The sequence below is a fragment of the Dolosigranulum pigrum ATCC 51524 genome, assembly GCF_000245815.1.
Lineage (GTDB): Bacteria > Bacillota > Bacilli > Lactobacillales > Carnobacteriaceae_A > Dolosigranulum > Dolosigranulum pigrum.
The window spans coordinates 171,221-196,286 of record NZ_JH601103.1 but is presented as its reverse complement, the minus strand read 5'-3'; the positions used below and the strand labels follow the sequence as shown (position 1 = coordinate 196,286).

At 40.9% G+C, this 25,066-nt stretch carries 24 protein-coding genes and 1 pseudogene; 20 read left to right on the top strand and 5 right to left on the bottom strand.

Annotation, left to right across the window (positions count from 1 at the left end; all coding sequences use genetic code 11):
• Window positions 1-37: 37 nt before the first annotated feature.
• Together HMPREF9703_RS00845 and HMPREF9703_RS00840 are read right to left on the bottom strand one after the other, a co-directional pair.
• Window positions 38-1,387, bottom strand: coding sequence for an HD domain-containing protein (locus HMPREF9703_RS00845; protein ID WP_004634753.1), 1,350 nt, complete (start codon window positions 1,385-1,387; stop codon window positions 38-40).
• Entirely contained in the window at window positions 1,387-2,262 is an 876-nt protein-coding gene (locus HMPREF9703_RS00840; RefSeq protein ID WP_004634752.1) for a lipoate--protein ligase family protein, read from the bottom strand. Before HMPREF9703_RS00840 ends, HMPREF9703_RS00845 begins: the two co-directional genes overlap by 1 nt.
• Before the next feature lie 175 nt (window positions 2,263-2,437).
• Here HMPREF9703_RS00840 and HMPREF9703_RS00835 point away from each other — a divergent pair, with 175 nt between their 5' ends.
• The 8 genes from HMPREF9703_RS00835 to pyrG all read left to right on the top strand — a co-directional run bounded on the left by HMPREF9703_RS00835 (window position 2,438) and on the right by pyrG (window position 9,739).
• Complete coding sequence (locus HMPREF9703_RS00835) at window positions 2,438-2,881, top strand: YwiB family protein (protein ID WP_004634751.1); 444 nt, start codon at window positions 2,438-2,440, stop codon at window positions 2,879-2,881.
• 48 nt (window positions 2,882-2,929) lie between these two features.
• Window positions 2,930-3,448, top strand: coding sequence for a DNA-directed RNA polymerase subunit delta (gene rpoE / locus HMPREF9703_RS00830; protein ID WP_004634750.1), 519 nt, complete (start codon window positions 2,930-2,932; stop codon window positions 3,446-3,448).
• Window positions 3,449-3,632: 184 nt separating this feature from the next.
• Window positions 3,633-4,544 (top strand): magnesium transporter CorA family protein, encoded by a 912-nt coding sequence (locus HMPREF9703_RS00825; protein ID WP_004634749.1) that lies wholly within the window; start codon window positions 3,633-3,635, stop codon window positions 4,542-4,544.
• Window positions 4,545-4,879: 335 nt separating this feature from the next.
• Window positions 4,880-5,263 (top strand): GntR family transcriptional regulator, encoded by a 384-nt coding sequence (locus tag HMPREF9703_RS00820; protein WP_004634748.1) that lies wholly within the window; start codon window positions 4,880-4,882, stop codon window positions 5,261-5,263.
• Complete coding sequence (locus HMPREF9703_RS00815; protein WP_004634747.1) at window positions 5,250-5,975, top strand: ABC transporter ATP-binding protein; 726 nt, start codon at window positions 5,250-5,252, stop codon at window positions 5,973-5,975. Before HMPREF9703_RS00820 ends, HMPREF9703_RS00815 begins: the two co-directional genes overlap by 14 nt.
• Entirely contained in the window at window positions 5,968-6,792 is an 825-nt protein-coding gene (locus HMPREF9703_RS00810) for a hypothetical protein (protein WP_040376761.1), read from the top strand. The genes HMPREF9703_RS00815 and HMPREF9703_RS00810 overlap by 8 nt, the downstream gene beginning before the upstream one ends.
• Before the next feature lie 13 nt (window positions 6,793-6,805).
• Window positions 6,806-7,984: a hypothetical protein gene (locus HMPREF9703_RS00805; RefSeq protein ID WP_004634745.1), complete on the top strand. Its 1,179-nt coding sequence runs from the start codon at window positions 6,806-6,808 to the stop codon at window positions 7,982-7,984.
• 153 nt (window positions 7,985-8,137) lie between these two features.
• Complete coding sequence (pyrG, locus tag HMPREF9703_RS00800; protein ID WP_004634744.1) at window positions 8,138-9,739, top strand: CTP synthase; 1,602 nt, start codon at window positions 8,138-8,140, stop codon at window positions 9,737-9,739.
• Between the two features lie 80 nt (window positions 9,740-9,819).
• On the opposite strand, the gene HMPREF9703_RS00795 is transcribed toward pyrG, so the two are convergent.
• Window positions 9,820-11,121, bottom strand: a complete 1,302-nt coding sequence (locus HMPREF9703_RS00795) for a Na+/H+ antiporter NhaC family protein (protein WP_004634743.1) — start codon at window positions 11,119-11,121, stop codon at window positions 9,820-9,822.
• 684 nt (window positions 11,122-11,805) lie between these two features.
• Between HMPREF9703_RS00795 and fba the strand changes: the two genes are divergently transcribed.
• Window positions 11,806-12,660, top strand: a complete 855-nt coding sequence (gene fba / locus HMPREF9703_RS00790) for a class II fructose-1,6-bisphosphate aldolase (RefSeq protein WP_004634742.1) — start codon at window positions 11,806-11,808, stop codon at window positions 12,658-12,660.
• A gap of 91 nt (window positions 12,661-12,751) precedes the next feature.
• Here the strand turns inward: fba and HMPREF9703_RS00785 are convergent, their stop codons facing one another.
• Together HMPREF9703_RS00785 and HMPREF9703_RS00780 are read right to left on the bottom strand one after the other, a co-directional pair.
• Complete coding sequence (locus HMPREF9703_RS00785) at window positions 12,752-14,824, bottom strand: heavy metal translocating P-type ATPase (protein ID WP_004634741.1); 2,073 nt, start codon at window positions 14,822-14,824, stop codon at window positions 12,752-12,754.
• A 1-nt stretch (window position 14,825) separates the two neighbouring features.
• The gene (locus HMPREF9703_RS00780) at window positions 14,826-15,101 is read right to left on the bottom strand and encodes a DUF6110 family protein (RefSeq protein WP_004634740.1); all 276 of its coding nucleotides are present in this window, start codon (window positions 15,099-15,101) and stop codon (window positions 14,826-14,828) included.
• Between the two features lie 191 nt (window positions 15,102-15,292).
• Between HMPREF9703_RS00780 and HMPREF9703_RS08660 the strand changes: the two are divergent.
• The 11 genes and pseudogenes from HMPREF9703_RS08660 to argS all read left to right on the top strand — a co-directional run.
• A pseudogene (locus tag HMPREF9703_RS08660) lies at window positions 15,293-15,454 on the top strand (phosphoribosylformylglycinamidine synthase subunit PurQ); the annotation flags it as partial.
• A 278-nt stretch (window positions 15,455-15,732) separates the two neighbouring features.
• Window positions 15,733-15,900 (top strand): hypothetical protein, encoded by a 168-nt coding sequence (locus tag HMPREF9703_RS08820; protein ID WP_004634739.1) that lies wholly within the window; start codon window positions 15,733-15,735, stop codon window positions 15,898-15,900.
• Between the two features lie 194 nt (window positions 15,901-16,094).
• Window positions 16,095-16,400, top strand: a complete 306-nt coding sequence (locus HMPREF9703_RS00775) for an AIR synthase-related protein (RefSeq protein ID WP_081476604.1) — start codon at window positions 16,095-16,097, stop codon at window positions 16,398-16,400.
• 129 nt (window positions 16,401-16,529) lie between these two features.
• Window positions 16,530-16,718, top strand: a complete 189-nt coding sequence (locus tag HMPREF9703_RS00770; protein ID WP_040376759.1) for a DNA-directed RNA polymerase subunit beta — start codon at window positions 16,530-16,532, stop codon at window positions 16,716-16,718.
• Window positions 16,719-16,786: 68 nt separating this feature from the next.
• A complete protein-coding gene (locus tag HMPREF9703_RS00765; protein WP_004634736.1) occupies window positions 16,787-17,149 on the top strand; it encodes a DUF488 domain-containing protein in 363 nt (120 codons plus the stop codon).
• 172 nt (window positions 17,150-17,321) lie between these two features.
• Window positions 17,322-18,548, top strand: coding sequence for an arginine deiminase (gene arcA, locus HMPREF9703_RS00760; protein ID WP_004634735.1), 1,227 nt, complete (start codon window positions 17,322-17,324; stop codon window positions 18,546-18,548).
• A 95-nt stretch (window positions 18,549-18,643) separates the two neighbouring features.
• The gene (gene argF / locus HMPREF9703_RS00755; protein WP_004634734.1) at window positions 18,644-19,648 is read left to right on the top strand and encodes an ornithine carbamoyltransferase; all 1,005 of its coding nucleotides are present in this window, start codon (window positions 18,644-18,646) and stop codon (window positions 19,646-19,648) included.
• Window positions 19,649-19,714: 66 nt separating this feature from the next.
• Complete coding sequence (locus HMPREF9703_RS00750; RefSeq protein ID WP_004634733.1) at window positions 19,715-21,208, top strand: YfcC family protein; 1,494 nt, start codon at window positions 19,715-19,717, stop codon at window positions 21,206-21,208.
• A gap of 37 nt (window positions 21,209-21,245) precedes the next feature.
• The gene (locus tag HMPREF9703_RS00745) at window positions 21,246-22,583 is read left to right on the top strand and encodes a M20 family metallopeptidase (RefSeq protein ID WP_004634732.1); all 1,338 of its coding nucleotides are present in this window, start codon (window positions 21,246-21,248) and stop codon (window positions 22,581-22,583) included.
• Window positions 22,584-22,596: 13 nt separating this feature from the next.
• A complete protein-coding gene (gene arcC, locus HMPREF9703_RS00740) occupies window positions 22,597-23,544 on the top strand; it encodes a carbamate kinase (RefSeq protein WP_004634731.1) in 948 nt (315 codons plus the stop codon).
• Window positions 23,545-23,676: 132 nt separating this feature from the next.
• Window positions 23,677-25,005 (top strand): arginine--tRNA ligase domain-containing protein, encoded by a 1,329-nt coding sequence (argS, locus tag HMPREF9703_RS08535; protein WP_004634730.1) that lies wholly within the window; start codon window positions 23,677-23,679, stop codon window positions 25,003-25,005.
• Window positions 25,006-25,066: the final 61 nt, after the last annotated feature.

Genomic DNA, 25,066 nt, shown 5'->3' with positions numbered 1-25,066 from the left:
TATCTCCTTTTTGGTTGGGGTGTTTTGTTCAATTGGGCTAATTAGATGACTTAGGGCGGGTGATTTTGCCATTATGGATATACTGACTGAATTCGTGCAAGCTCTCAGCGAACATACTCATGTAATCTTGATCAGATGGTTTAATAAATTCACGTGGCACATACAGTCGATCATCTCCATGAATACTATCACTTAAAATATTGGCGATTTTACTAACTTCTCCCAGTTCAATCAAGCTCCCGTCCGGATAATAGAGCATAATGGGGGCTTTTTGTTTTAGTTTATAATCATAAGAAATATCAAAGGTGGTATTAACCATGGTGAACAAGTCTTTGTCATAATACACATTCTCGACAATATTACGCAACGTATCTACCAAGTCTTGATCTGTCTCATGATCGAATTCAACAGATTTCAGTGGCTTCCGGTCCAAAAACATCCGAGCAAGCTGGCTCAAGTAAGGGTCTGAGCTATCCGTCCAATGCGTCAAAGCCACGTAGAAAGTCGTATCATCAATTCGCAGATAATCTTGCAATGAATGCTCTTCAGCAAAGAATGGCTCTAGTAAAGGAGCATGCGAATCTAATTTATCTTCACTATAGAGTTGGCGTGCTCGCTTCAATAAGCGGTCCAAGGTAACTTCCATGCCTCGTGAAGCAGGGTGGAAGTAGACTTGCATGTACATCTGATAGCGACACAAAATATAATCTTCAACCGCATGCATGCCGCGGTGAGAGAAGGCAATTCCGTCTTCATAAGGTTTCATCACTCGCATAATACGGGCTAAATCGAAGGCGCCATATGTTGCTCCCGTAAAGTAAGCATCGCGTAATAGATAATCCATCCGATCGGCATCGATTTGGGAACTAATGAGTTGGACCACTTGAGGATTAGGATGTTCGCCGGTGATGACACTTGCGACCTGATTGGGAAAGTCATCGGATACTTGTCGCAAGATATGATGTACTTCGGTTCCCTCTTGCAAAATAATATCAATCGTAAATTGCTCATGATCGGTATCGAAGATCTTCTCAAACGTATGTGAGAAGGGACCATGACCGATATCGTGCAGTAGTGCAGCACACAAGGTAACGAGTCGATACTGGTCATTCCACACATCTGAATAATGGCGCTGGAAGTTGTTAATCATCTTTCGCGTGAGTTCGTAGACCCCTAAGGAATGCGAAAAGCGGGAATGTTCCGCACCATGGAAGGTATACTGCGCCGTACCGAGTTGTTTAATGCGGCGCAAACGTTGAAATTCGCGCGAGTTGATTAAATCCATAATTAACTGATCATTAACATGGATATAGTCATGGACCGGGTCGCGGAAGACTTTTTCATCATTTAATTTATTCTTTTGTTCGAATGTGACGTCTTGGGTCATTAGTATGCCTCCTTATCGAATGCGGAACCCAATAGTTTCTTATTGCGCATCACCATTTTATCATAGGCGGTCATATAGGTGGATAAAATATCGTGGGTAAAGTTTCCTTCGCGCAATGCTTGACCATGTGCATTGTCTTGTAGCACTTGGATAATTAACTCAGTCATCTTGGCTACATCGATGGGCTCTCCAATCTCAGCTTCTACAGTTGTCATGACACTTGGATCGATATCAGGATAGTCCCAATTAATGGTCTTGCCTTGAAGACCACGATCATAGAAGGACTTAATTAAGCGTGAACGTACGTCTTGATCACCGTTCATACTAATATAGATCATCACTGCCACCCCTTGACCGATCCGCCGCTGTGAGATTCCAGCAATCTTACGTCCATGAATACTTAAATCATAATCACCCGGACAGTATGATTCTGGCACTTCAATCGCATTCACCTCAACACCATATGGGGCTAAGGCTTGGGAAATAAGCTCATGCATCCGACTGTAAGCTCGATTAATATCCAGTCGTTGATGTTCTTCTGGAAAGATAATCGAAAAATTCAATACACCAGGATCACTTACAACGGCTAATCCCCCCGAATTACGCACAATATACTCATACCCAGCCTCTTCGAAGACCTTTAGTCCATCGTTCAGATGAGGTAATTTGGAATCCACCATCCCTAAGAAAATTAAGGGATCAGACGGCCAAAAGTAGACAAGTGGCTGTTCTGCCCATCCTGCATACTTAATTAATGCATCTGTCAGCGCAAAATAAGTTAAGCCGTTCACATCGAGTGGAAAATCATCCGTATGATACAACTCGAAGACATATTCCTTCCATTGATCTAATCCATCTGCTTGTAACTCACTCACATCAATCCCCCACAGTCATCTAAGTAATCTATGCCTATTATAGCAAAAATCAATAGAAAATGCTGAGATAAGCGGTTTTTCATAAGGAGAGGAATAGATGGATACCAAAAGAAATATTTTTAAACGTGAACCGTATGCGGTATAATAGAGAAGATGATGAGAAGAGGGAGTAGTGATGTGTCAAATGATTGATGGACAAGCGCAAGTAGCTGAAGTGAATATGTCGGTTAAGTCGAAGCAGGCGGGCCAAGTGAATGAGCATCAGTTCGAGGATCGCGGGCGGTTTGCTCAGATGAAGGGGCATTATTATATTAAGTTCGATGAAGTATTAGATGAACAAGTGACACCTGTTACAGTGAAAATCAATCAGTCGGGAGAGGAAGTCACATTAATTCGTCATGCGGAACAGACGACGCGATTAGTTTTTAGTAGCACACAGCCAACGAGCGTCAATTACCGAACACCAGCAGGAATAATACAACTAGTTGTTCAAACTAACCACTTGATGACAACACTTAAGCAACAGCCAACAGCTGGTGAAGTACAAGTGGACTATCAATTATTCTCAGGTGAAGAGAAATTAGGCGACTACGAATTAAGATTGCATTTCACGACATAATACGCTAATATAAATAAGAGAATGTGGAAGAAGAAAGGTTGATAGATAGTGGAATTAAAAGAATTTAATGGGATCGAAAAACACGAATTAGCCCCGGTTCATGTAGCGAAGGCAATCTTGGACAAAAATCATGAAGTAATGAACTTCAATGACTTATTACACCAAGTAGCTGACTACTTAGAGTTGGATGATGAGCAGCTAGAAGAGCAAATAGCGCAGTTCTATACCGATCTGAACATCGATGGACGCTTCATCTCACTAGGAGAGAATCGTTGGGGACTCCGTGGTTGGTATCCAGTTGACTCGATTGATGAAGAGTTAACGCACGATAATGATCTAGAAGATATTACACCGAAGCAAGCACCGGATGGCTTCGATGATATTGATGATGTAGAAGATGAACTCTCTGAAGACGAAGCCGATGAAGAAGAAATCGAACTAGAAGATGACGAGAACTACGATGAATATCGCGATGAATTAGACGATGACTTCATTACGGATGATGAAGGTAGCGAATTAGAAGATCTATCGATCGTTGATGACGAAGATGTTCTTGGTGACGACTAATTTATTAAAGAGGGCACTATCTGGGAAATATAACTCAGATAGTGTTTTTTTCTTTTGGAGAATCTTAGATGTTCAAGATATGTCCGGTAAGTTACATGGAATAGTGCTTCTTTTATCAGGGGCTGATTGAAAATTTGAGTGCAAAGCTTTATAATAGTGAGGTTAGAGAATGGAGGAAACCGTTATGCAAGAGAAATATTTTGGGCAAGATAATGCATTTCGTTGGGTAATCATTCATACAGACAAGGTAGAATTGACGGCAGATACATTGGCAGATGATACGATCGATAATGATATTATCGCGTATGCGATGGATGAGAACGAGCGGGCGATTGTTAATTATGATGCCGATGATCAGGCGTTGTTAGTTATTTATAATGCACTGGATCATTATCGAACGAGTGAGCATTACGAAACGATCCCAGTGACATTTATTGTTCAACCCAATCGACTTATTACAATTGTTAACGATAAGAGTGAATACTTGATTGCGCACTTCAATCAGTATTTAATGCATCATAGACAGGTGTCAGTGAACAAATTTTTCTTCTCCTGTCTGACGTTAATTACGGAGCGCTATTTTCCGGTGATGGATGCGATTGATAAAGAAAAAGATATATTGAATAGAAAACTACGCCAAAGGACGAATAAACATAACTTGTTCGCCTTATCCGATTTAGAAACCGGCTCAGTCTATCTACAAGTGGCAGCGAATCAAAATGTCTTGCTGTTGGAGAAGTTAAAAAATCATCATGTCATTAGACGATGCGACCCGGAAGATAGGGAAGAATTAAATGATGCCTTGATAGAAGCGAAGCAATTGGCCTCTATGACACAACTAAACGCACAAATTTTCCAGCAACTTTCAGGAGCATATAATAATGTATTGAACAATAATCTAAATGAGAACTTGACGACATTAACGATTATTTCGATTATTTTAGCTGTGTTTGGGGTGATTACTGGTTTCTTTGGGATGAATATAGCACTTCCGATGATGAAAACACCACATGCTTGGGTCTATATTGTGGGGCTGTTCGTCATACTATGGGGAGTGATTAAGGTTATTCTGGATTATATCGTTAACCGACATTAACTCAATGGAGTAAACATATAATAACTCGGACACACTGCCTACAAGAGACGCCACTATTATGATGGAGAGACGTCATCATAGTGGTGTTTATCATATCTTGTGAAGGTGGAAGGAACTCTTCGCGAGCGGCTGAAAGCTATCAGACCGCAATGACGAAAAAAATATGTATAAAATATCGAAAAATAACTTGCCTCATAACTGTATTAATCGTATAATACACATAAGGGGTAAGTATTTTTTTAATTAAGGTGTATTAAGTGGTTGATACGGGTCAGTATACTATTTTTTTAGACAGAGTGTATTAATTACTTAATACGGAAGTGAGAGGTGATGGCGTGAATATTAGGTTTAATAATCGAGATCCAATCTATGTCCAAGTGGTTGAATACTTCAAGGAAGAATTAGTGGCGAAGCGTCTGCAGCCAGGGCAAGAGTTGCCTTCAAGACGAGAACTAGCTCGGACGTTGAAGATCAATCCCAATACTGTGCAGCGGGCTTATAAGGAGATGGAAGAGATGCAGTTGATTTATACCGAAGCAAATGTCGCCAGTAAGATTACGGAAGACCTAACCGTGCTCAGGCAGCTGCGACAAGAATGGGCCCGCGAAGCGGTGAAGCAATTTGTCCAGCAAGTGAGCTTGTTAGAGTTGGATGAGGCTGAGGTTGTTCAGATGATCCAAGATGAATGGAAGAGGGAGGACTCAGATGTTAGAGGTTAATGGACTGACGAAGCGTTACGGGAAACGAACAATTGTAGAAGACATCTCATTTACTGTACCAAAAGGGGAAATCACCGCCCTTATCGGGGTGAATGGTGTCGGGAAGACGACTATTCTGAATGCGATAATGAATTTGGTACCTAAGCAGGCAGGAGAGGTGCGGATAGATGGTGAGCCGCTTAAGTATTCATTGTATGAAAAAATAAGTTTTATTCCAGATGAATCTATTATGCTACTTGAGTTTACAATTCGAGAAGCGATGGACTTTATGCGAGATTTCTATGCGTCTTGGAATGAGCAGAAGGCCCAAGATATTTTACGCTTTTTTAACTTGGAGGAAACGATGGTGATTAAGGAGTTGTCGAAGGGGAATATTGCCAAGGTGAATCTGTTGTTAGGGTTTGCACAGGATTCAGATTATATCTTAATGGATGAACCATTCAATAATATCGATATCTTTACTCGAGAGGAGATTGCCAATATCTTCACGACAACATTGGTAGAAGATAAGGGTGTGCTTATTACGACGCATGAGATTGATGAAATTGAGCGACTCGTGGATCATGTAATCTTGCTTGATCGCACGCGGATTGCTAAGGAGTTCAATGTTGAGCAGATGCGGATGGATGAAGGGAAGTCGATTGTCGATGTGATGCGTGAGGTGTATCAGCCGCAACAATTCGCAAGCTGGGAAGGTGATGAGTATGAATAGAACATGGAAGTTATTACAATTCGAATTTAATCGGCTATGGAAAGTACTGATCGGGTTAATTCTCTTCAATATGGTGGTCCAACCTTTAGGCGTCATCTGGAGTACGTATAGATACTTCGACCGTGATGTCTCGGCTGGCACGACCTTGGAGATGCCCGGAACTGTGGCGCGAGCACTGGCTTTCAATGAAGTGACACAGTCGGGGATTGTAACGCTAGCCATCTTGTTTACGGTCTTTGCATTAATCTTTTATGCCTTCTATACGTGGTATCGTGAATGGTATGGCAAGAGTCGCTTCAGCTATCGACTCATGATGATTCCGGGCAATCGAATGCAGGTTTATTTTGCTAAATTATTAGCCCTATATATTGGGGTCTTATTGTTAGTAGCGCTACAGATCGTGTTGTTAGCAGTTGGGAATTGGATCTTCGAATGGGTCTTGTCTGAAGATGTGATCCGACCGATTCATCTATTTGAGCTCTATTATTGGAACGCTTTTGGAAATGAAATCTTCCTGCCGGTACTCCAAATTATGATTAACCGATATGTAATGGGGTTTATGACCTTAAATATTGTGTTTGTCGGCATTTTGTTAGAGCGAAGCTTTGGCTTAGCTGGATTCATCAGTGGTCTAGCTTTTTATCTTATATCGTTGATCGGCTCCGTTGCGGTAATATCAGTGATCGGTGGACAAGCCTATAAGTGGTATCTTTTCTACGATGAGGCGCTCTATATGATGTATGGAATTATGGTGCTATATACGTTGATTTGTATCGGCATCAGCCATTATCTCATCAATCACCGGCTGAGAGTTTAGGAGGGATAAGGTTATGAAAAATATGAAATTGACAACGGTATTCCTGATTATTGTCATTGTTTTCGTCGGCTTCTTCGGAACGCGTGCCTATACACGAGGTGAACGTCGAGATGTAGATGTATCAGTGACGTTCACGCCGGCGCATACAGTGATAGATGAGTTAACATTTTCAGCGGCTATTAGCGAGCCAGCTGCTGATTTTGATGATTGGCGTTCAGCAGCACAAGTGGATTATAATGAAGGACAATTTCAGCTGAGACAAGCAAGTGAGGCTATCTTGCCGCAAGATTATATTCGTTTGCCAGCCTTACTTACGAGAGACTATCCTGAACTATTGCGCGGTCTGCCGGATGGGGAAGTTTCGGCTTATCACGAAACAGTTGACGGTATTTGGGCATATGGCTTTATCGGTGAGCCGTATAAACCCAAAACATTGCGCTTAAATTACGTGGATAAAGCGACTGGAGAAGTTGAGCGACAATCGATTGAGATGGGACCGGAAGATAATGAATTGGATGGCTTTATTATGCATTCGTTCTTCGATGAGTCGGGTCAGTTGCATCTGTTCTCTCATATTATGGATCGATCAGAGGAGATGAAGCATCTAATTATTGATCCGCAACAAGGGACAGTCGAGCGTAGTACGATGACGGCAGACGAAGGAAAAGTACTGGCACTATACGGTGATGGAGCGGGCGATGAAGTAGTCTTGGAAGAATACACTGTCGATTATGTGGCAGAAGCCAATCAGGAAACCTCCACCTATTACCGCTACAACTGGCAGACGGATACGAAGGAAGAGATTCACTTCGATAAGACGATGCATCAGGGAATAGAGGTTATCTATGAACGCGGGCAGTTGTATATGGTGGCGCAAGATTATGAGACAGAGACGTTGCGTATTTATGAAGTAACGGCAGATAATGAAACGGTCTTGCGTATAGAAGAATCGATGCCGGAAATGATGGAGACGACGGAGGCATTAATGTGGAGTGAACCTGGCTTCCACTGGCTCGTGCAAGATGGTCAGTTATGGCTTATTCCTATACAGTGGCAGAGCGACCAACCGACTGAGATGAAACGATATGATCTCGTCACGTTCGAACAGACAGAGACGGTTACCGCGCAAGTCCAAGCCTCAACACCAACCGTACTTGATGTGAGACATATTTCGTTGCCGTCAGAATTTTAAGTAAAAAAATTGACAGCAGTGTCCAGAATCTGTAAAATAGTTATTGGGCACTACTAGATATGAACGATTGAGCTCCCTATTCAAATATTGGAATAGGGAGTTTTGCTATTTTATAGACAGTGAGCGATACATAAAGATAATGGAGGAATTGTCATGGCGAAGTATATTTTTGTAACAGGTGGCGTTGTGTCATCAATTGGGAAAGGAATTGCGGCAGCAAGTTTGGGTCGATTGTTGAAAAATCGTGGCTTGAAAGTCACCATTCAGAAGTTCGATCCGTATATTAATGTGGATCCGGGAACGATGAGTCCGTACCAGCATGGAGAAGTTTTCGTGACGGATGATGGGGCGGAGACGGACTTAGATTTAGGCCACTATGAGCGTTTCATTGATATTAACTTGAATCAATACTCAAACGTCACAACCGGAAAAGTGTATTCCGAAGTGTTGAATAAGGAACGTAAAGGAGACTATCTCGGTAAGACCGTTCAAGTCATCCCGCACATCACGGATATGATTAAAGAAAAAATTATGCGAGCAGCGGAGACGACCGATTCCGATGTCATTATTACGGAAGTGGGTGGAACGGTTGGAGATATTGAGTCGTTGCCGTTCTTAGAAGCGCTCCGTCAGATGAAGAGTGACGTTGGAGCAGGAAATGTGATGTATTTACATGCAACCTTGATTCCCTATCTAGCTGCAGCAGGTGAGATGAAGACGAAACCGACTCAGCACAGTGTGAAAGAATTGCGCAGTCTCGGTATTCAGCCTAATGTCTTAATTGCGCGCTCTGAGCGTCCACTTGACGAGAGTATCAAAGAGAAAATTGCCTTGTTTACCGATGTGGACAAAAGTGCAGTCATTGAATCTCTTGATGTTGATACGCTTTATTCCGTGCCACTGCGTTTACAAGAACAGGGACTAGACCAAATTGTTGTGGACTATTTAGGATTGGACGTGCCTGAAGCAGATATGAGTGCGTGGAAAGATTTAGAACAGCGCGTCCAGAACTTAAGTGGACAGACGACGATTGGAATTGTCGGTAAATATGTTGAATTACCGGATGCGTATATCTCTGTGACTGAAGCGCTAAAACATGCCGGATATAAACATGATACTGACGTTCAGATCACATGGATTAATGCGGAGAAAGACTCGACTGATGCCATTATCGATCAAATTAAACAATGTGATGGTATTGTCGTCCCTGGTGGATTCGGTGAACGTGGCCTTGATGGAAAACTAGAAGCCATTAAATATGTTCGCGAACATAATATACCATTCTTAGGTATCTGTCTCGGCATGCAACTGGCAGCAATCGAGTTTGCCCGTAATGTAGTCGGCTTAGATGGGGCACACACAGCTGAAGTGGATCCACAAGTTGAACACAATATTATCGACTTAATGGCAGATCAAGCTGATATTCAAGATATGGGAGGAACCCAGCGTCTCGGTCTCTATCCATGTAAAGTAGAGAACGGTACAAAGGCTCATGAAGCATACGGTCAAAACTTAGTCGAAGAACGTCACCGTCACCGTTATGAGTTCAATAATGAATACCGCGATATCTTATCAGAAGCAGGACTGGTCTTCTCGGGTGTGTCACCGGATAATAAATTAGTCGAAATCATCGAGCTATCGGATCATCCATTCTACGTTGCGAGTCAATTCCATCCTGAATTTATCTCCCGGCCAGAACGCCCACAACCCCTCTTTGACAAATTTATCGAAGTCGCACAAGCAAACGCTAAATAATCAATCAACTAAAGAGCTTCCCCACCTAGCATACGGGGGAGCTCTTTTTACTAATAATCAACTCTGCAATCGTGACCTAGCTATCCTATCAACAAGGCTGCCAGTGTTCCGATTAAAATGAGCGGAATATTGTAGTGTAAGAAGGTAGGCAGACAGGTATCTCTAATGTGATCATGCTGACCATCGATATTAAGACCAGCAGTTGGCCCCAGTGTACTATCAGACGCGGGCGAACCGGCATCGCCTAATGCTGCCGCCACCCCGACCAATAGAATCGTTGCAGTAGGAGTGAAGCCAAGTTGTTGTGCTAAGGGGACATAAATAGTGGCAATAATAGGAATCGTCCCAAAACTCGTTCCAATTCCTATTGTAATAAACAAACCAACCACAAGCATGCCGAATGCACCGAGTAATTGATTGTCGCCAACAAGGGAAGATAGAGACTGGACAAGTTGTTCTACTCCACCCGTCTCACGCATAATATTGCCATAACCAGCTGCTACCAGCATTACAAAGGCAATGTATCCCATTGAGGTAATACCGTTATTTAACAAGTGATCTAATTGATCGAAGCGAAACGTTTGTCCTAATAACATAATACCGAGACCAATTATAGCACCTAACGCTAAGGAACTATATAAGATTTGAATGATTAAGGCACTCATGGCTCCGATTAAGACGATCAAGTGACGGCGCGACCAGGTGACATCTTCGGATTGCTCTTTATTTACAGAAACTTCTGAGTATTCATATATTCGTGACTTCTTGTAGGAGATGAAGATGGCAATCAGTAAGCCGATTAGCATAGCGACCCCCGGGATCCACATCACACCAGCAATTTGGCTATTGGTCACCGACAGACCACTTGCCGTCAATTCCTCTTTTATAATATTGTGAAAAATTAAGCCGAACCCAATCGGAATTGATATATAAGGGGTCTGCAAGCCAAAGGTTAAGGCCGATGCAATCGCACGCCGGTCAATCTTAAGCATATTGAAGACAGGCAGCAGTGGAGGGATTAAGATGGGAATAAAGGCAATATGCACGGGGATCACGTTTTGTGAGAGCATACTGAATAAGGCAATTCCTAAGATAAGCCACGTCGTATGTTGACCGATCTTCTTAGCTAGATGATGTGCCAGTAAGGTAGCCACTCCCGATTGGCTAATAGCAGCGGCCAGCGCCCCGAGTAAAATATAATCCAAAGCTGTCGCTGCATTGCCGCCCATTCCTTCTACCAAGATCGTCATGACCCCTTCGACAGACATTCCCGCCAGTAAACCGCCAACCAGTCCACCAATAATTAAACTTAACAACACATTTAGTCGCAAGAGTGACAAAATAATGACCGTTACGACTGAAATTAATACCGGATTTAACATATAAACCTCTCCTTATACAATGAATCACCTGCTAGTTGTCCGAAGCCGACTGAAAGAAAGACAAAAAGCGTCCTCTCTCATTGAAAGGACGCTGTAGACGTGGTTCCACCTTACTTTGCAAAAAATGCCTCAGTATGATAGGCAGTTTAAGATCTGCCATCACGGCTCCGTAACGCAGAGCAGACGATATTATTTTTAATAATATAGCTCGTGGGTGTGCTTGGTACCTACGTTAACTTCCACCACCGTTAACTCTCTGAAAATCGGGCCAGATCGTCCACTCATCGCTTATTGGAATTATCATAATTTAATTTTAATGATAAGTCAATACTTTTCTGAAAAAATATGATATCTTAATACAATTCATCAATTAGGGAGACAAGCGCCACTGATTTTTTATTGCTGATAAATTCGGGGATGATCGAGCAGTGAGGGACTAAAAATTCTATCTATCTGAAGAGAGTATGAAGTGATTTGAGCCCGTCGGACAAGCAATATTTAATTCGGTTCATACCAGAAAGAGACGTTCTGTTGAATTGTATACGGTTTAAGTTTTGACACAGTAGGAAACACTAGCGTCTGTGGGGTTTCAAGGTATTTTGTTTAGTAAAATAGAGGTATTGTGCTATAATAGGGGTGTAAGTTAAGAATGAAGAAAGATTAATTATAGGAGGAACAGATAGAATGGGTTTAGTAAATATGACAGATATGTTGAACAAGGCGCTCGAGGGTGGATACGCTGTTGGGCAGTTTAACATTAATAACTTAGAGTGGACACAAGCGATCTTAGACGCGGTTGAAGAGGCTAACTCACCAGCCATCTTAGGTGTATCAGAAGGTGCAGCGAAGTACATGGGTGGTTTCAAAGCAGTCGTAGGTATGGTGAAAGGTCAATTAGAAGAGCGTAACATCTCTCAACCAGTTGCAATTCACTTAGATCACGGTTCATCTCTAGAATCATGTCGTGCAGCGATTGACGCTGGATTTACGAGTGTTATGATTGATAACTCAAAATTCCCAATTGAAGAAAATATTGCCAACACACGTGAAGTTGTTGAATATGCGCATTCTAAAGGGGCATCGGTTGAAGCAGAAATCGGTTCTGTCGGAGGAACTGAAGATGGTGTGACAGGTGGCGTTATTTATGCTGACCCAGAAGAGTGTAAGCGAATTGTAGAAGAAGCGAAGATTGATGCATTAGCTGCAGCGCTTGGATCTGTTCACGGTGATTATGATGGCGAGCCGAAGTTAGGGTTTGATGAGATGAAAGAAATCTCTGAGTTAACAGGTGCACCACTTGTACTTCACGGTGGATCAGGTATTCCTGAGCACCAAATCAAAAAAGCAATCGAGTACGGTCACAGTAAAATTAACGTAAATACTGAGCTTCAACAAGTTTGGGCGAAGAAAACACGTGAAGTGATCGCTAACAACCCTGACCAGTACGATCCACGTAAGATTATTGGACCAGGAAAAGAAGATATTACGAAAGCAACTATTAAAAACATGGAAATCTTCGGTTCTGCAGGACAAGGTTAATCGAATAAACCAACTAAATAATAACAAAAAGGACAAGCACGCCAACAGCGTGCTTGTCCTTTTTTAAGTGTGTGCTACTGCTAATGAGTTGTTAATCTAGTACATTAAAGAAGCTGCGGGTAATCATTAACAGAGTAGCACTGTTATGCAGGGTGGCGAGAAGACTAGGTGAGAGGAGATCTAAAAGTCCCATCACAATTAATGACGAATTAATCGTATACGTGTGGGTCATATTGCGCTGAACTTTTTGTTGGACCCCATCACTTAAGTCTATTAAAGTATGCAAGGATTGTAAGTCATCCGTTTTTATAATGATGTCACTGGCTTGTCGTGCTAAGTCAGAGCCTTCTTGGAATACAGCTCCGATATCAGCTTGAGATAAAGCAGCGGAATCATTCAAGCCGTCACCAATCATGAAGACTGATCGACCTTCTGCTTGCAATTCTTGGATAATACGGTGTTTATCTTCAGGGTAGACCTCACTGTACGTAGCATCAAAACCAATTTTTTGGTCTAATTTTGCTACACGAGCAGCATGATCACCTGAGAGTAGAACAATAGATTTGCCAGATGCTTTCAGTTGCTCCAGTACATCAGTTGTGTTCTCACGTAAAGGCATGTCGATGAAGAATAGTGCAATAAGTTGTTCGCCGTATGCTAAGTAGAGCAGGTTATACTGATCTTCATAAGTGGTAATCATCTCACGTTGATTAGCATTAAATTGGATATCATGTTCTTCCATGAATGACTTACTACCAATCAGTAACGTCTTATCTTGGTAGGTAGAGATGATTCCTTTAGCGACGACATGAGTAATCTTACCATGGAATTCTTCGTGAATAATGTGATTATTATCGGCTTCTTGAACGATGGCTTGGGCAATTGGGTGATAGATATGCTCTTCTAGACAAGCACCGATACGAAGAACGTCTTCAATGCTGTAATCATAGAACGGTTCGATCCGATTAATCATCGGGATACTCGTCGTTAAGGTTCCCGTTTTATCGAATACGAAGGTATCAATCTGATTCATCACTTCTAAGTAGCGGGATCCTTTAATAACAATGCCTCGCTCGACCCCTTCATTAATAGCTGATATATATGATATAGGGGTCGAAATTTTTAGTGCACAAGAATAATCTACAAGAATGAAGACAAGAGCTTTGCTAATTGATCGCGTCAGAAGGTATGTGAGCGCCATCCCTAAGAAGTTATACTTCACAAGGTTATCAGCTTTTTGGGTGAGTTCAGTTGCATTAGTGGATTGATGAGTCGACGCTGTTTTGATTAACTCGATCATGTCACTAATGCGAGCGTTAGGTTTGTTGTTAGTGACTTCAACAATAAGTTCACCGCTCTCCAATGTGGTATTAGAATGAACGATATCACCGGCTTGTTTGTGGACTAGGAAGACCTCTCCAGTGATCGAACTTTCATTCACATGGCCATCACCTTGAATAACTGTACCATCGAAAGGAATATCATCGCCTTCTTGACAAATTATATGTGACCCAATCGAAATCTCTGTACTGTTAACTTTTAGTTGCTCGCCCTCTTCGGTTTGGATCCAGACGGGGAACTCTTGCTTGGCCAAACTTTGTTCCAAATTAGCAAGCGATGTTTCATATGACCAGGCTTCCAATTGATCACCTAAGTTAAGTAAGAAGATAATCGTATCGGCTGAGCGGAAATCACCGGATAGAAGTGACACAAAGATGGCACTAGCATCCAGCACATGCATATCCAGCTTGCCAGTTAATAAAGATTTTATTGCTTCCTTCACAAAGCGCACGGCACGTAATAAGATAAGTCCGTGGCGCCAAGATGTAGGGAGAAGGGCCATACGAAGTGCTTTAAAGTATAGGGCATTGGAGACAATATCGTAGACAGACTCTGGCCCGTGATCAATCGGATTATCGCGCACCTTTGCCATAAGTATCTCCCAATCAATGGCTTGTAAGTAAGCCTTCACTTGATCTAATTGTTGACGATCGAACTGAATCGCAAATTGCTTATTGGTTTGATAAAAATGGAGTGCACGAATAGAACTAAACTGCTTAGACAGCTCAGTTAAATAGTCATGGCACGCTTCATTCAATGGGAACGCAACACCTAATCGGATACGTGTCTTACTCTGGTGAAGGACTGTTAGTGGCGCCCCCACGTTATTCTGCCTCTTCTTCGAGATCAGCTAAGATGTCTTTCGTTTTTTCTTCCGCATAAATCGCCTTACCATCTTCATATACATCATCTAAGTGCTGCTTAGCTGTTGAAAGTGAATCATCAATTGATTCTTTTACTCTTAATGATTGAGCTACTGCGTGTGAAGCCACCTTTTTCGTAGTTTTACTTGTTAGGACTTTAAGCCCCACTGTTCCGGCTAATAATCCCCCAACAAATCCACCTGATTTAGATGTTGCTTTCAATACTTTCTTCAACATAATAATTCCCTCTTTCTAAGTATTTTAGTATAGCTATTATAGACTGAAGCAGGTGAAAAGTAAAGGAAACGGAGCATTATGAGCAATATGTAATCATTGAGCGATCCGTTACTTATTTTTTAAAGGGACAAAAAAATATATTTAAATAACGAATATTTTTATTTTTAAATATCATATTATACTTGAAAAGACGAATTGTATTCCGCTACAAGTCAGGACAAAATCCGAATAGGAGTAAGACAGATATTGCTGGGATTGTCAATGAAGCTGGCCATGTGTTAGGGATGATGCCTCATCCGGAGCGGGCAGTCGAAGAGGTATTAGGCTTTACGGACGGGCTGAAAGTTTTCTAGTCACTGATCGAATCATTGGAAGACAGAAAATAGAGAGTAGTTGTTACGATTTTCGATGCTCGATATCAATCAATTAATGGATTTTCCTGTTAAAAATTATAGGAACATAAATAGGAACAGTTTGTTCTAAAAAATCACATATTAAACATAATTTAATATTGACAGATACTTTAAAAGAGCATATTATTTTCATCAAAGGGGGCATTAACAGCTATTCAAATTAAAAAGCGAGTAGCGACAACTAATTTATATTTTAGAATAAAACGGGGGACCCTATAATGAAATCTAAAAAACATAGTATATTATTATATGTTATAAGTAGTGTGTTGCTAGTGTTAACAGTGATGGTGGGTATTGTGTTGTGGCTAGTAATGAATCTTGAACCTCAACCAAGTCACGTGCTTAAGGCAGATTCAGCGACAGGTATCGAGCAAGTGGTGGAATAGTCAACATAAGCGCGATCAAACCATTGTCACGAAAGAGAAAGTTGAGTAGCTTGAAGATAGGAGTGTGACGATTCGTATAACCGCTACGCCGAATACAAGTGAAGTGGTCTAGGTGTTTGACTTAGGAACTATGACTAAGTTAACTCGAGAGCAAGCTGAAAACTCGTTGATAATGTTGATAACCATGAGGATTATTGCCGGGGTTGTTACAGGTTGTGTTCAAGACAGGTTTTGGTTTAACAGTAGATCTATCGAATTATTCAGGAGCACAACTTTTCAGTGAAACCCAGTCGCGCTACGTTGTTAGTGTAGCACCGAATCAACAAGCTGCCTTCGAAGCCCTTGCCCAAGAACGTGGCGTTTTTGTACAACAATTGGGTACAGTAACAGATGAACCAACTATTCACTTAACAACCACTGAACGCACACATAGGATAAACAAAGCTACCCTCGAATCATTATGGCAGCATGCTTTGCCGACTCTGTTAAATCCATCATAAGTGAAAAAACATTCTGTCCTCAAAAAATACAACTAAAATCATCACTTTACAGTTGTATTTTTATCGATTTTTCAGTAAGATGAAGGATAGAAGTACACGAGTAATCAGAATGGATGAGGATGTGTGAGTGTGGAAGCTAGAAGTATAATGAAAGATATTTTATTCTACTTGTTAAAAATTGTCATTGTGTTAGTGTTACTTGTTGTGTTTTTTATGGTCGGGGCAATGATTGGTTATGCTGTCGTTGGAGAGGGTTCTAACCCACTTGACGTCTTCGATCAACAATTATGGCAACATGTATTAGATTTCTTTGTGTAAATGTAAGCTCTCTAGTCTCCGGATTAGGGAGCTTTTATTATGAATAATAAGATGAATGGAGGAATAGGATGAGCATACAGTTGAAGCGAGCATATGATGAACCGGCTGTGTCTGATGGGTTTCGGGTGCTAGTGGATAAATTCTGGCCGCGTGGAGTGAAGAAAGAAGAGCTTCCTTACGATGAGTGGGCTAAAGAGATCACACCGTCTGATGAAGCGCGTCAAGATTTTGATCATGATCCGGCGAAGTTTGAGGACTTCCGCCAGCAGTATAGGTATGAATTGGATCATAATGAACAGGCCGACGAGTTTCTTGCTTTAATAAAAGAGAAATTGGAGGCAGGGACAGTGACATTTATCTATGCGGCTAAAGATGAACAATATAATCATGCACAAGTTTTACGAGACTGGGTGCAGGAGCAACTAGCATAGGAAAAGCCAACATATATTGAAAGAGCAACGTTGTAAAGGTATAACATTCATGTCAAGGATCTAACGTAAGCGGTGTGATGAATTTCGCATCAACAATGTTAACGATTTATTGAAAGCTCTTTCTATGGGGAGTATACTGAAGTTGTTCAAAAATACAAAGGAGGAGTTATTCATGACAACCCCAATTCATGTTCATTCCGAAATCGGTCAATTAAAAAAGGTTCTATTACACCGTCCCGGAAAAGAACTCGAAAACTTAGTACCTGATTACCTCGAGCGGTTATTATTCGACGACATTCCGTTCCTAGCTGAAGCACAGCGCGAGCACGATGCTTTCGCAGCGAAGTTAGAAGAATTAGGTGTCGAAGTTTTATATTTAGAAAAATTAGCAGCTGAGGCCATCGATCATGCTGATGTGAAAGAGCAATTCATCGATGAATGGTTAGATGAGACTACCATCGAATCTACTAGTAAGCGCGAAGCCGTGCGTAAGGTGTTACTCGGCTATGACGACACGTATGAAATGGTTCTCAAGACAATGGAAGGCTTCCGTAAAGAAGAAGTGGACTATGAAGAAGTCTCTATTACTGACCGTCTAGAGAGTGACTACCCATTCTTGATCGATCCAATGCCGAACTTATACTTCACACGTGATCCGTTCGCAACAATGGGTGAAGGTGTCTCTCTGAATAAAATGTACGCAGATACGCGTAACCGAGAAACCCTTTACGGTAAGTACATCTTCAAGTATCACCCAGAGTATGGTTCAGATCAAGTGCCACTTTACTACAACCGAGAAGAATCTACTCGAATCGAAGGTGGAGATGAACTAGTTCTATCTGAAGACGTGCTAGCAGTCGGAATCTCTCAACGTACAGCGGCTAAATCTATTGAAAAATTAGCAAAACGTCTATTCGCAGAGACCGACTTTAAAGAAGTTCTCGCTTTCGCTATTCAGAACAACCGTAAATTCATGCACTTAGATACCGTCTTCACGATGGTTGACTACGACAAATTTACGATTCACCCTGAAATTGAAGGCGAACTGAAGGTCTTCTCTATTACCAAAGGCGAAGACGACAAGTTAGACATCCAAGAGAAAGTAGATAGCTTGGAGAATGTCTTAGCTGATGCATTAGGTCTTGAATCTGTCACCTTGATCCGTTGTGGTGGGGGCAGTCTTGTTGCAGCAGCGCGTGAACAGTGGAATGACGGATCTAACACCCTAACTGTCGCACCAGGCGAAGTGGTGGTATATGAGCGAAACACTGTAACGAATGCTAAGCTAGAAGAAGCCGGCATTAAGTTGCACAAAGTTCGCGGCAGTGAATTAGTCCGCGGTCGTGGTGGTCCGAGATGTATGAGTATGCCACTTTACCGGGAGAAATTAAATAAATAAACAGTAAATGAAACGTGCAAGTTAGGTGGGTGGAATAGCTCACCTACCGCAAACTTGCGCTCATAACGACATAACTGATAAAGGAGAAATAACAAATGTTTCAAGGAAGAAGTTTATTAAAAGAAGTCGATTTTACCCCAGCAGAGATTGAATATTTAATTGATTTTAGTATTCACTTAAAAGACTTGAAAAAACGTAATATTCCTCATGAATACTTAAAAGGACAAAATATTTGTCTCTTATTCGAAAAAGCATCAACTCGTACGCGTGCAGCCTTCACTGTTGCGGCAAAAGATTTAGGGGCAAAACCTGAATTTATGGGAGCAAACGATATCCAACTTGGGAAAAAAGAATCTGTTGAAGACTCAGCAAAAGTTTTCGGTAGCATGTTTGACGGGATTGAATTCCGTGGATTCAAACAAGAAGATGTAGAAGCATTAGCGAAATATTCTGGTGTCCCTGTCTGGAACGGTCTAACAGACGAATGGCACCCAACTCAGATGATCGCTGACTTCATGACGATTAAAGAAGAATTCGGTGAATTAAAAGGTAAAAAACTTGTATACTGTGGTGATGGTCGTAACAATATGGCCAACAGTTTAGTGGTGACAGGATCAATGCTTGGCGTTGACGTCACTATTGCATCACCAAAAGAATTATTCCCAGATCAGTCAGTTATTGACTACGCAGAGAAATTTGCGAAAGAGTCCGGTTCAACAGTAACGGTTACAGAAGATATCAAATCTGCGGTCAAAGATGCGGATGTTCTCTACACCGATGTCTGGGTTTCAATGGGTGAAGAAGACAAATTCGAAGAACGTATTAACTTATTGAAACCATACCAAATCAACAAAGAATTGACGGACTTAATCGAAGGCGACTACATCTTCATGCACTGCTTGCCAGCGTTCCACGACACAGAAACAAAAATCGGAGCAGAAATGGCAGAAAAATTCGGTATCACTGAAATGGAAGTGACTGATGAAGTCTTCCGCGACGAAAAACACGCACGCCAATTCGAAGAAGCAGAAAACAGAATGCACTCTATCAAAGCAATTATGGCCGCAACAAACGGAAACTTATTTATTCCAAAAGTATAAATAAATGATAGAAGAAAAGGGGCTGCTTGTGCAGTCCCTATTTTAAAAAGAAACGGAGTGAACATTATGAGCGAAGAGAAGAAAAGTAAAATGTTAAATGCCTTTACAATGCTATTTGTTATTATTACACTTATTGCGGTTTTGACATGGATTATTCCAGCTGGACAATATGATTTTGATGCAGATGGACAAATTTTGGCCGGAACGTACAAGGCTGTTGAACAAAATCCACAAGGAATCTGGGATATTATATCAGCTCCAATTAAAGGTTTTTTAGGAACAGATGATACAGATGGAGCGGTACAGATCTCCCTATTTATCTTAATTGTAGGTGGATTTTTAAATGTTGTAACGCAAACAGGTGCAATTGATGCGGGAATTAGTTCAGTTATCAAAACTAACAAAGATAATATGTCGCGATTAATTTGGATTCTAATGTTTATTTTTGCTTTGGGCGGATCAACATATGGTATGGCTGAAGAAACAATTCCATTCTATGTTATTCTTATTCCAATGATGATTAATGTAGGAATGGATGCAGTTGTAGCAGTGGGTGTTGTATTGATTGGTTCAGGTTTAGGAGTATTATCATCAACAGTTAACCCGTTTGCTACAGGAACAGCCGCGACAATGGCTGGCATTGGAATTGAAGAAGGAATTATGATTCGTGTCATTTTCTTTATTGTTACGTACATTATAGGTGCTTGGTATGTATCAAGTTACGCTAAAAAAGTTCAGGAAGATCCTAAAAACTCTGTTATCTATGATAAATTAGAAGAACATAAAAAACACTTTAAAATGAAAGAAGTTGACAGCATTACAAGTAAGCAAAAAGTAGTATTAACACTATTTGCGCTAACCTTTGCTACTATGATTCTAGGTTTAATTCCATGGCATGAACTCAATGAGAATTGGACATTTTTCATGAGTGTTCATGAAACACTTATTAATGTACCGTTCATTGGTAATCTAATCGGAAGTACTATAGAGCCACTTGGAACATGGTATTTAGTTGAAATTTCTGTCTTGTTCTTCTTGATGTCTGTTATTATTGGTTTATACTATGGTTTCAGTGAAGAAGAACTGATTAATACATTCATCGATGGGGCAAAAGACTTAATAAGTGTTGCTTTGATTGTAGCGGTGGCACGTGGAATTCAAGTTGTCATGAATGATGGAAATATTACGGCTACTGTTTTACACTGGGGTGAAAATGGTTTGAAAGGCTTATCTTCAGGTGTATTTATCGTTCTGACATACCTGTTCTATATCCCAATGACTTTCTTAATTGTATCAACTTCAGGACTTGCAGCAGCAACAATGGGGATAATGTCTTCATTAGGAGAATTTGCCAATGTACCGAAACACTTAATTGTTACTGCTTATCAAGCTTCAAGTGGTGTAGTTAACTTGATTGCACCAACATCAGGCGTTGTAATGGGGGCATTAGCAATTGCTAAATTTGATTTAGGGACTTGGATTAAATTCACTTGGAAATTACAAGTTATGGTAGTTATTGCATCACTCGCGATACTAGTTGGAGCAGCTTATTTACTTTAGTATATGACCTAGACAATTAATTAGGAGGACATGGATTATGAACAGTTATCCGTTAACTAAGAACCAACAAGAAGCATGTATAGAAGCTATTAAGCAAATTGTAGCTATTCCCTCTGTTTTGGACGAAAATAGTCAATCGACACCGTTCGGACAAGATATACAAAAATGTTTAGAGGAAACATTATCAATTTGTAGTTCATTAGGATTAGAGACTTATTTGGATGATGAAGGTTATTATGGTTATGCCGAAATAGGTGAAGGAAAAGAAACATTAGCTGTATTGTGTCACTTAGATGTTGTACCTGCTGATAACGAAGCAGACTGGACACATCCACCATTTGAACCAGTTATTGACAATGGAAAATTATATGGTCGTGGCACGCAAGATGACAAAGGACCAAGTATTATTACATTATTTGCATTGAAAGCTTTGATAGATGCTGGTTATACATTTAACAAAAAAATTCGCTTTATTTTTGGGACAGATGAAGAAACTTTGTGGCGTTGTATGGATAAATATAATAAAAAAGAAGAAAAAGCTGATTTAGGATTTGCTCCTGACTCAAAATTCCCGTTAATTTATGCTGAGAAGGGATTGTGGCAATTAAATCTTACAGGTCCTGGTCATGATGAATTAGCATTAAATACTGGAGCAGCGTTTAATGTGGTGCCAGATAAGGCTATTTATACTGGGAATAATAAAACTAAAGTAAAAGAAGCGCTCGATCATTTAGAATTTGATTATGATGATGTGGATGATAGTTTAATTGTTAAAGGTAAATCAATTCACTCAAAAGATGCCCCAAAAGGTATAAATGCAGTAACTCGACTAGCTAAAGCTTTAGGACAAGTGTATGAGCATCCTACATTAACATTCCTAAATGATATCGTGAACCAAGATCCTCACGCAACTAATATTTTTGGTGAACTAGCTGATGAAGCATCTGGTAAATTAACCTTCAATGTAGCCAAAATTGAAGTAACGCCAACTGAGTCAAAATTATTTATTGATGTAAGACTTCCAGTAACAGCTGATAAAGAGGAATTAGAACGAACCATAGCGAATATTGCACAAGAAAACGGGCTAACTTATCAAGAATTTGATTACTTAGCTTCATTGTATGTACCAAAAGATAGTGAATTAGTACAGACATTGCTAGCTATTTATCGAGAACGCACTGAAGATCAGACAGAACCAATTAGTTCTGGTGGAGCAACTTATGCTCGCATGATGGATAACTGTGTATGTTTTGGAGCCAGATTACCAGAAACACCGGATTTAGCACACCAAGTAGATGAATATATTCCACTTGAAAATATTTATGAATCACTTGAAATTTACGCTGAAACGTTGAAAAGATTAGCTTGTCAGTAAAGGAGAATAAATTATGTCAAAACGAAAGATTGTAGTAGCACTTGGTGGGAATGCGATTTTATCCGATAGCCCAACCGCAGAAGCACAAAAACAAGCCTTAAAAGATACAGCCAAACAATTGGTGAAATTAGTTAAAAATGGCGATGAATTAATTATTACACATGGGAACGGCCCACAAGTCGGGAACTTGCTGTTGCAAAATATTGCAGCCGACTCAGAGAAGAACCCAGCCTTTCCACTTGATTCTTTAGTAGCTATGACTGAAGGAAGTATTGGCTTTTGGTTACAAAATGCGATGCAAAACGAATTAACAAAAGCAGGTATCGATAAGTCAGTCGCTACTGTGGTGACGCAAGTTTTAGTTGATAAGGAAGATCCAGCGTTCGAAAATCCAACAAAACCGATTGGACCATTTTATAGTGAAGAAGAAGCGAAAGCGGAGATGGAAAAATCGAATGACACCTTTAAAGAAGATGCTGGTCGTGGCTGGCGAAAAGTGGTGCCCTCACCAAAACCAAAAGGTATTAAAGAAATAGAAGCGATCCAAACATTAATTGACAACAAACAATTAGTGATTGCAGGTGGTGGGGGAGGAATCCCTGTCGTAGAGGCAGCAGATGGTACTTTAGAAGGCGTTGAAGCTGTTATCGATAAGGACTTCGCTTCCCAAACCTTGGCGGGCTTGATCGATGCCGATTTATTCATCGTCTTAACTGGAGTCGACAATGTGTATGTCAACTTCAACCAACCCGATCAGAAAAAATTGGAAAATGTGACCGTCGCTGAATTGGAAGAATATATCCAGCAAGACCAATTCGCACCAGGTAGTATGTTGCCAAAAGTTCAAGCAACGATGGCCTTCGTGAGCGAAAAACCAGGCAGTAAAGCGGTTATTACCTCACTGGAGAACTTGGAGAACTTAATCGAATCTGACGCAGGAACGATTATTACAGCCGAATAATAAATACGTACCAAGAGCCGATATCCTATGAACTATCGGCTCTTCGGTATATTAGATGCCTTCTTTACAAAGTGGTATCTTCTTAGGCACTACTGACTACATAGTAATTAATGGACGCTAGGAGTAGATAAAATGAACAACTATGATGTATTAACCAAAGATTCCCTGATTATAAATGAACATGACCAAATCATTACAATCGATATGTCCAGTCCAAATATTGCCAAGCCAATGTCGATGGAGCATTTACGTTCGACACTTATTGGGAATACATTGAGTAATGTATTGACGAAACAAGGCTATAAGACAGTTAAGATAAATCATATTGGCGATTGGGGCTATCATCTGGGTAAAATTTTGCTAGCAATCGATCGGTGGGGTGACCGTAAGCAGATTGAATCAGATCCTCAGCCACTGCAAGCATTGGATGAGTTGTATCGGGAATATTTTCGGCGCTTGCAGTTTAACCCATATTTAGAAGAAGAGAGTGCACAACTGTTTAGTCGCTTGACATATGGCGATAAGGCCATTATTGAACAGTGGCAATGGCTAGTTCGCTTGTCACTTGAGCATTTTAGTCAGCTCTATGAGACGTTAGGGATTACCTTCGATTCTATTCGAGGCGAATCATGTTATCAGCCGTTTGTGAAAAAAACACTTGAACGGATGCGTCAAGCGAAAGAGAGTCGGATGCAGGATGGGGTTTTGTTATTAACGATCGCAGGAGAAGATATTCGTGTGTTGGATCAGTTGGAATTATCAACGTATTTGACACGTGATTTGGCAGCCGCGGTTCATCGTTATGAGACCTATCAGTTCGACCGAGCACTGTATGTGGTGGCGCAAGAACAAACCGAACATTTCCAACAACTGACTACAATTTTGGGGACACTGGATTATTCTTGGGCCACTGATATTGTCCACGTGCCGTTCAGCTCATTGACCACACCCCAACCAACTGTGCCTCAACTATTAAAAGAAGCAAAAAATATGGATCCATCACTTTTAGATACCTTCCGTGAGACAACTGACTCACGCGAAATGCTTCGTTCCAAGTTAGCAGTGGGGACAATTATTTACACGATGTTGTCACATCAGAACGGGGAGAGCTTTCAATTGGAAAATGCGGTACAGCCGTCGATGAAGCCAGGACATTTGGGCTATATCTTGAACTTGATTAATGAGGTGAATCGAGTAGAACGAACTGGGGATGAAAATGAACAGGCTCCTGAAGCATTGACTCAGTGTATCGATCGATATCCAGCAACGATTCAAACGGTCCAAGACACATATGATCCGAGCCATCTAACCCATTATTTGAATGAGTTGAGCCAGTTAACTAGCAAATATTTTTATAATAAAGCGGAACATGATAAAATAAATATGACTGTAATCCATAAGAGCACACAGGTCTTAACAGATGGATTAGCACTGATGGGAATCAAGACAATCAACGGATAGTGTGGCCTATCAAGCCAGCGACATGGCGGTAACAACAAGAGTGGTAGCGGAGAAAGTTGGC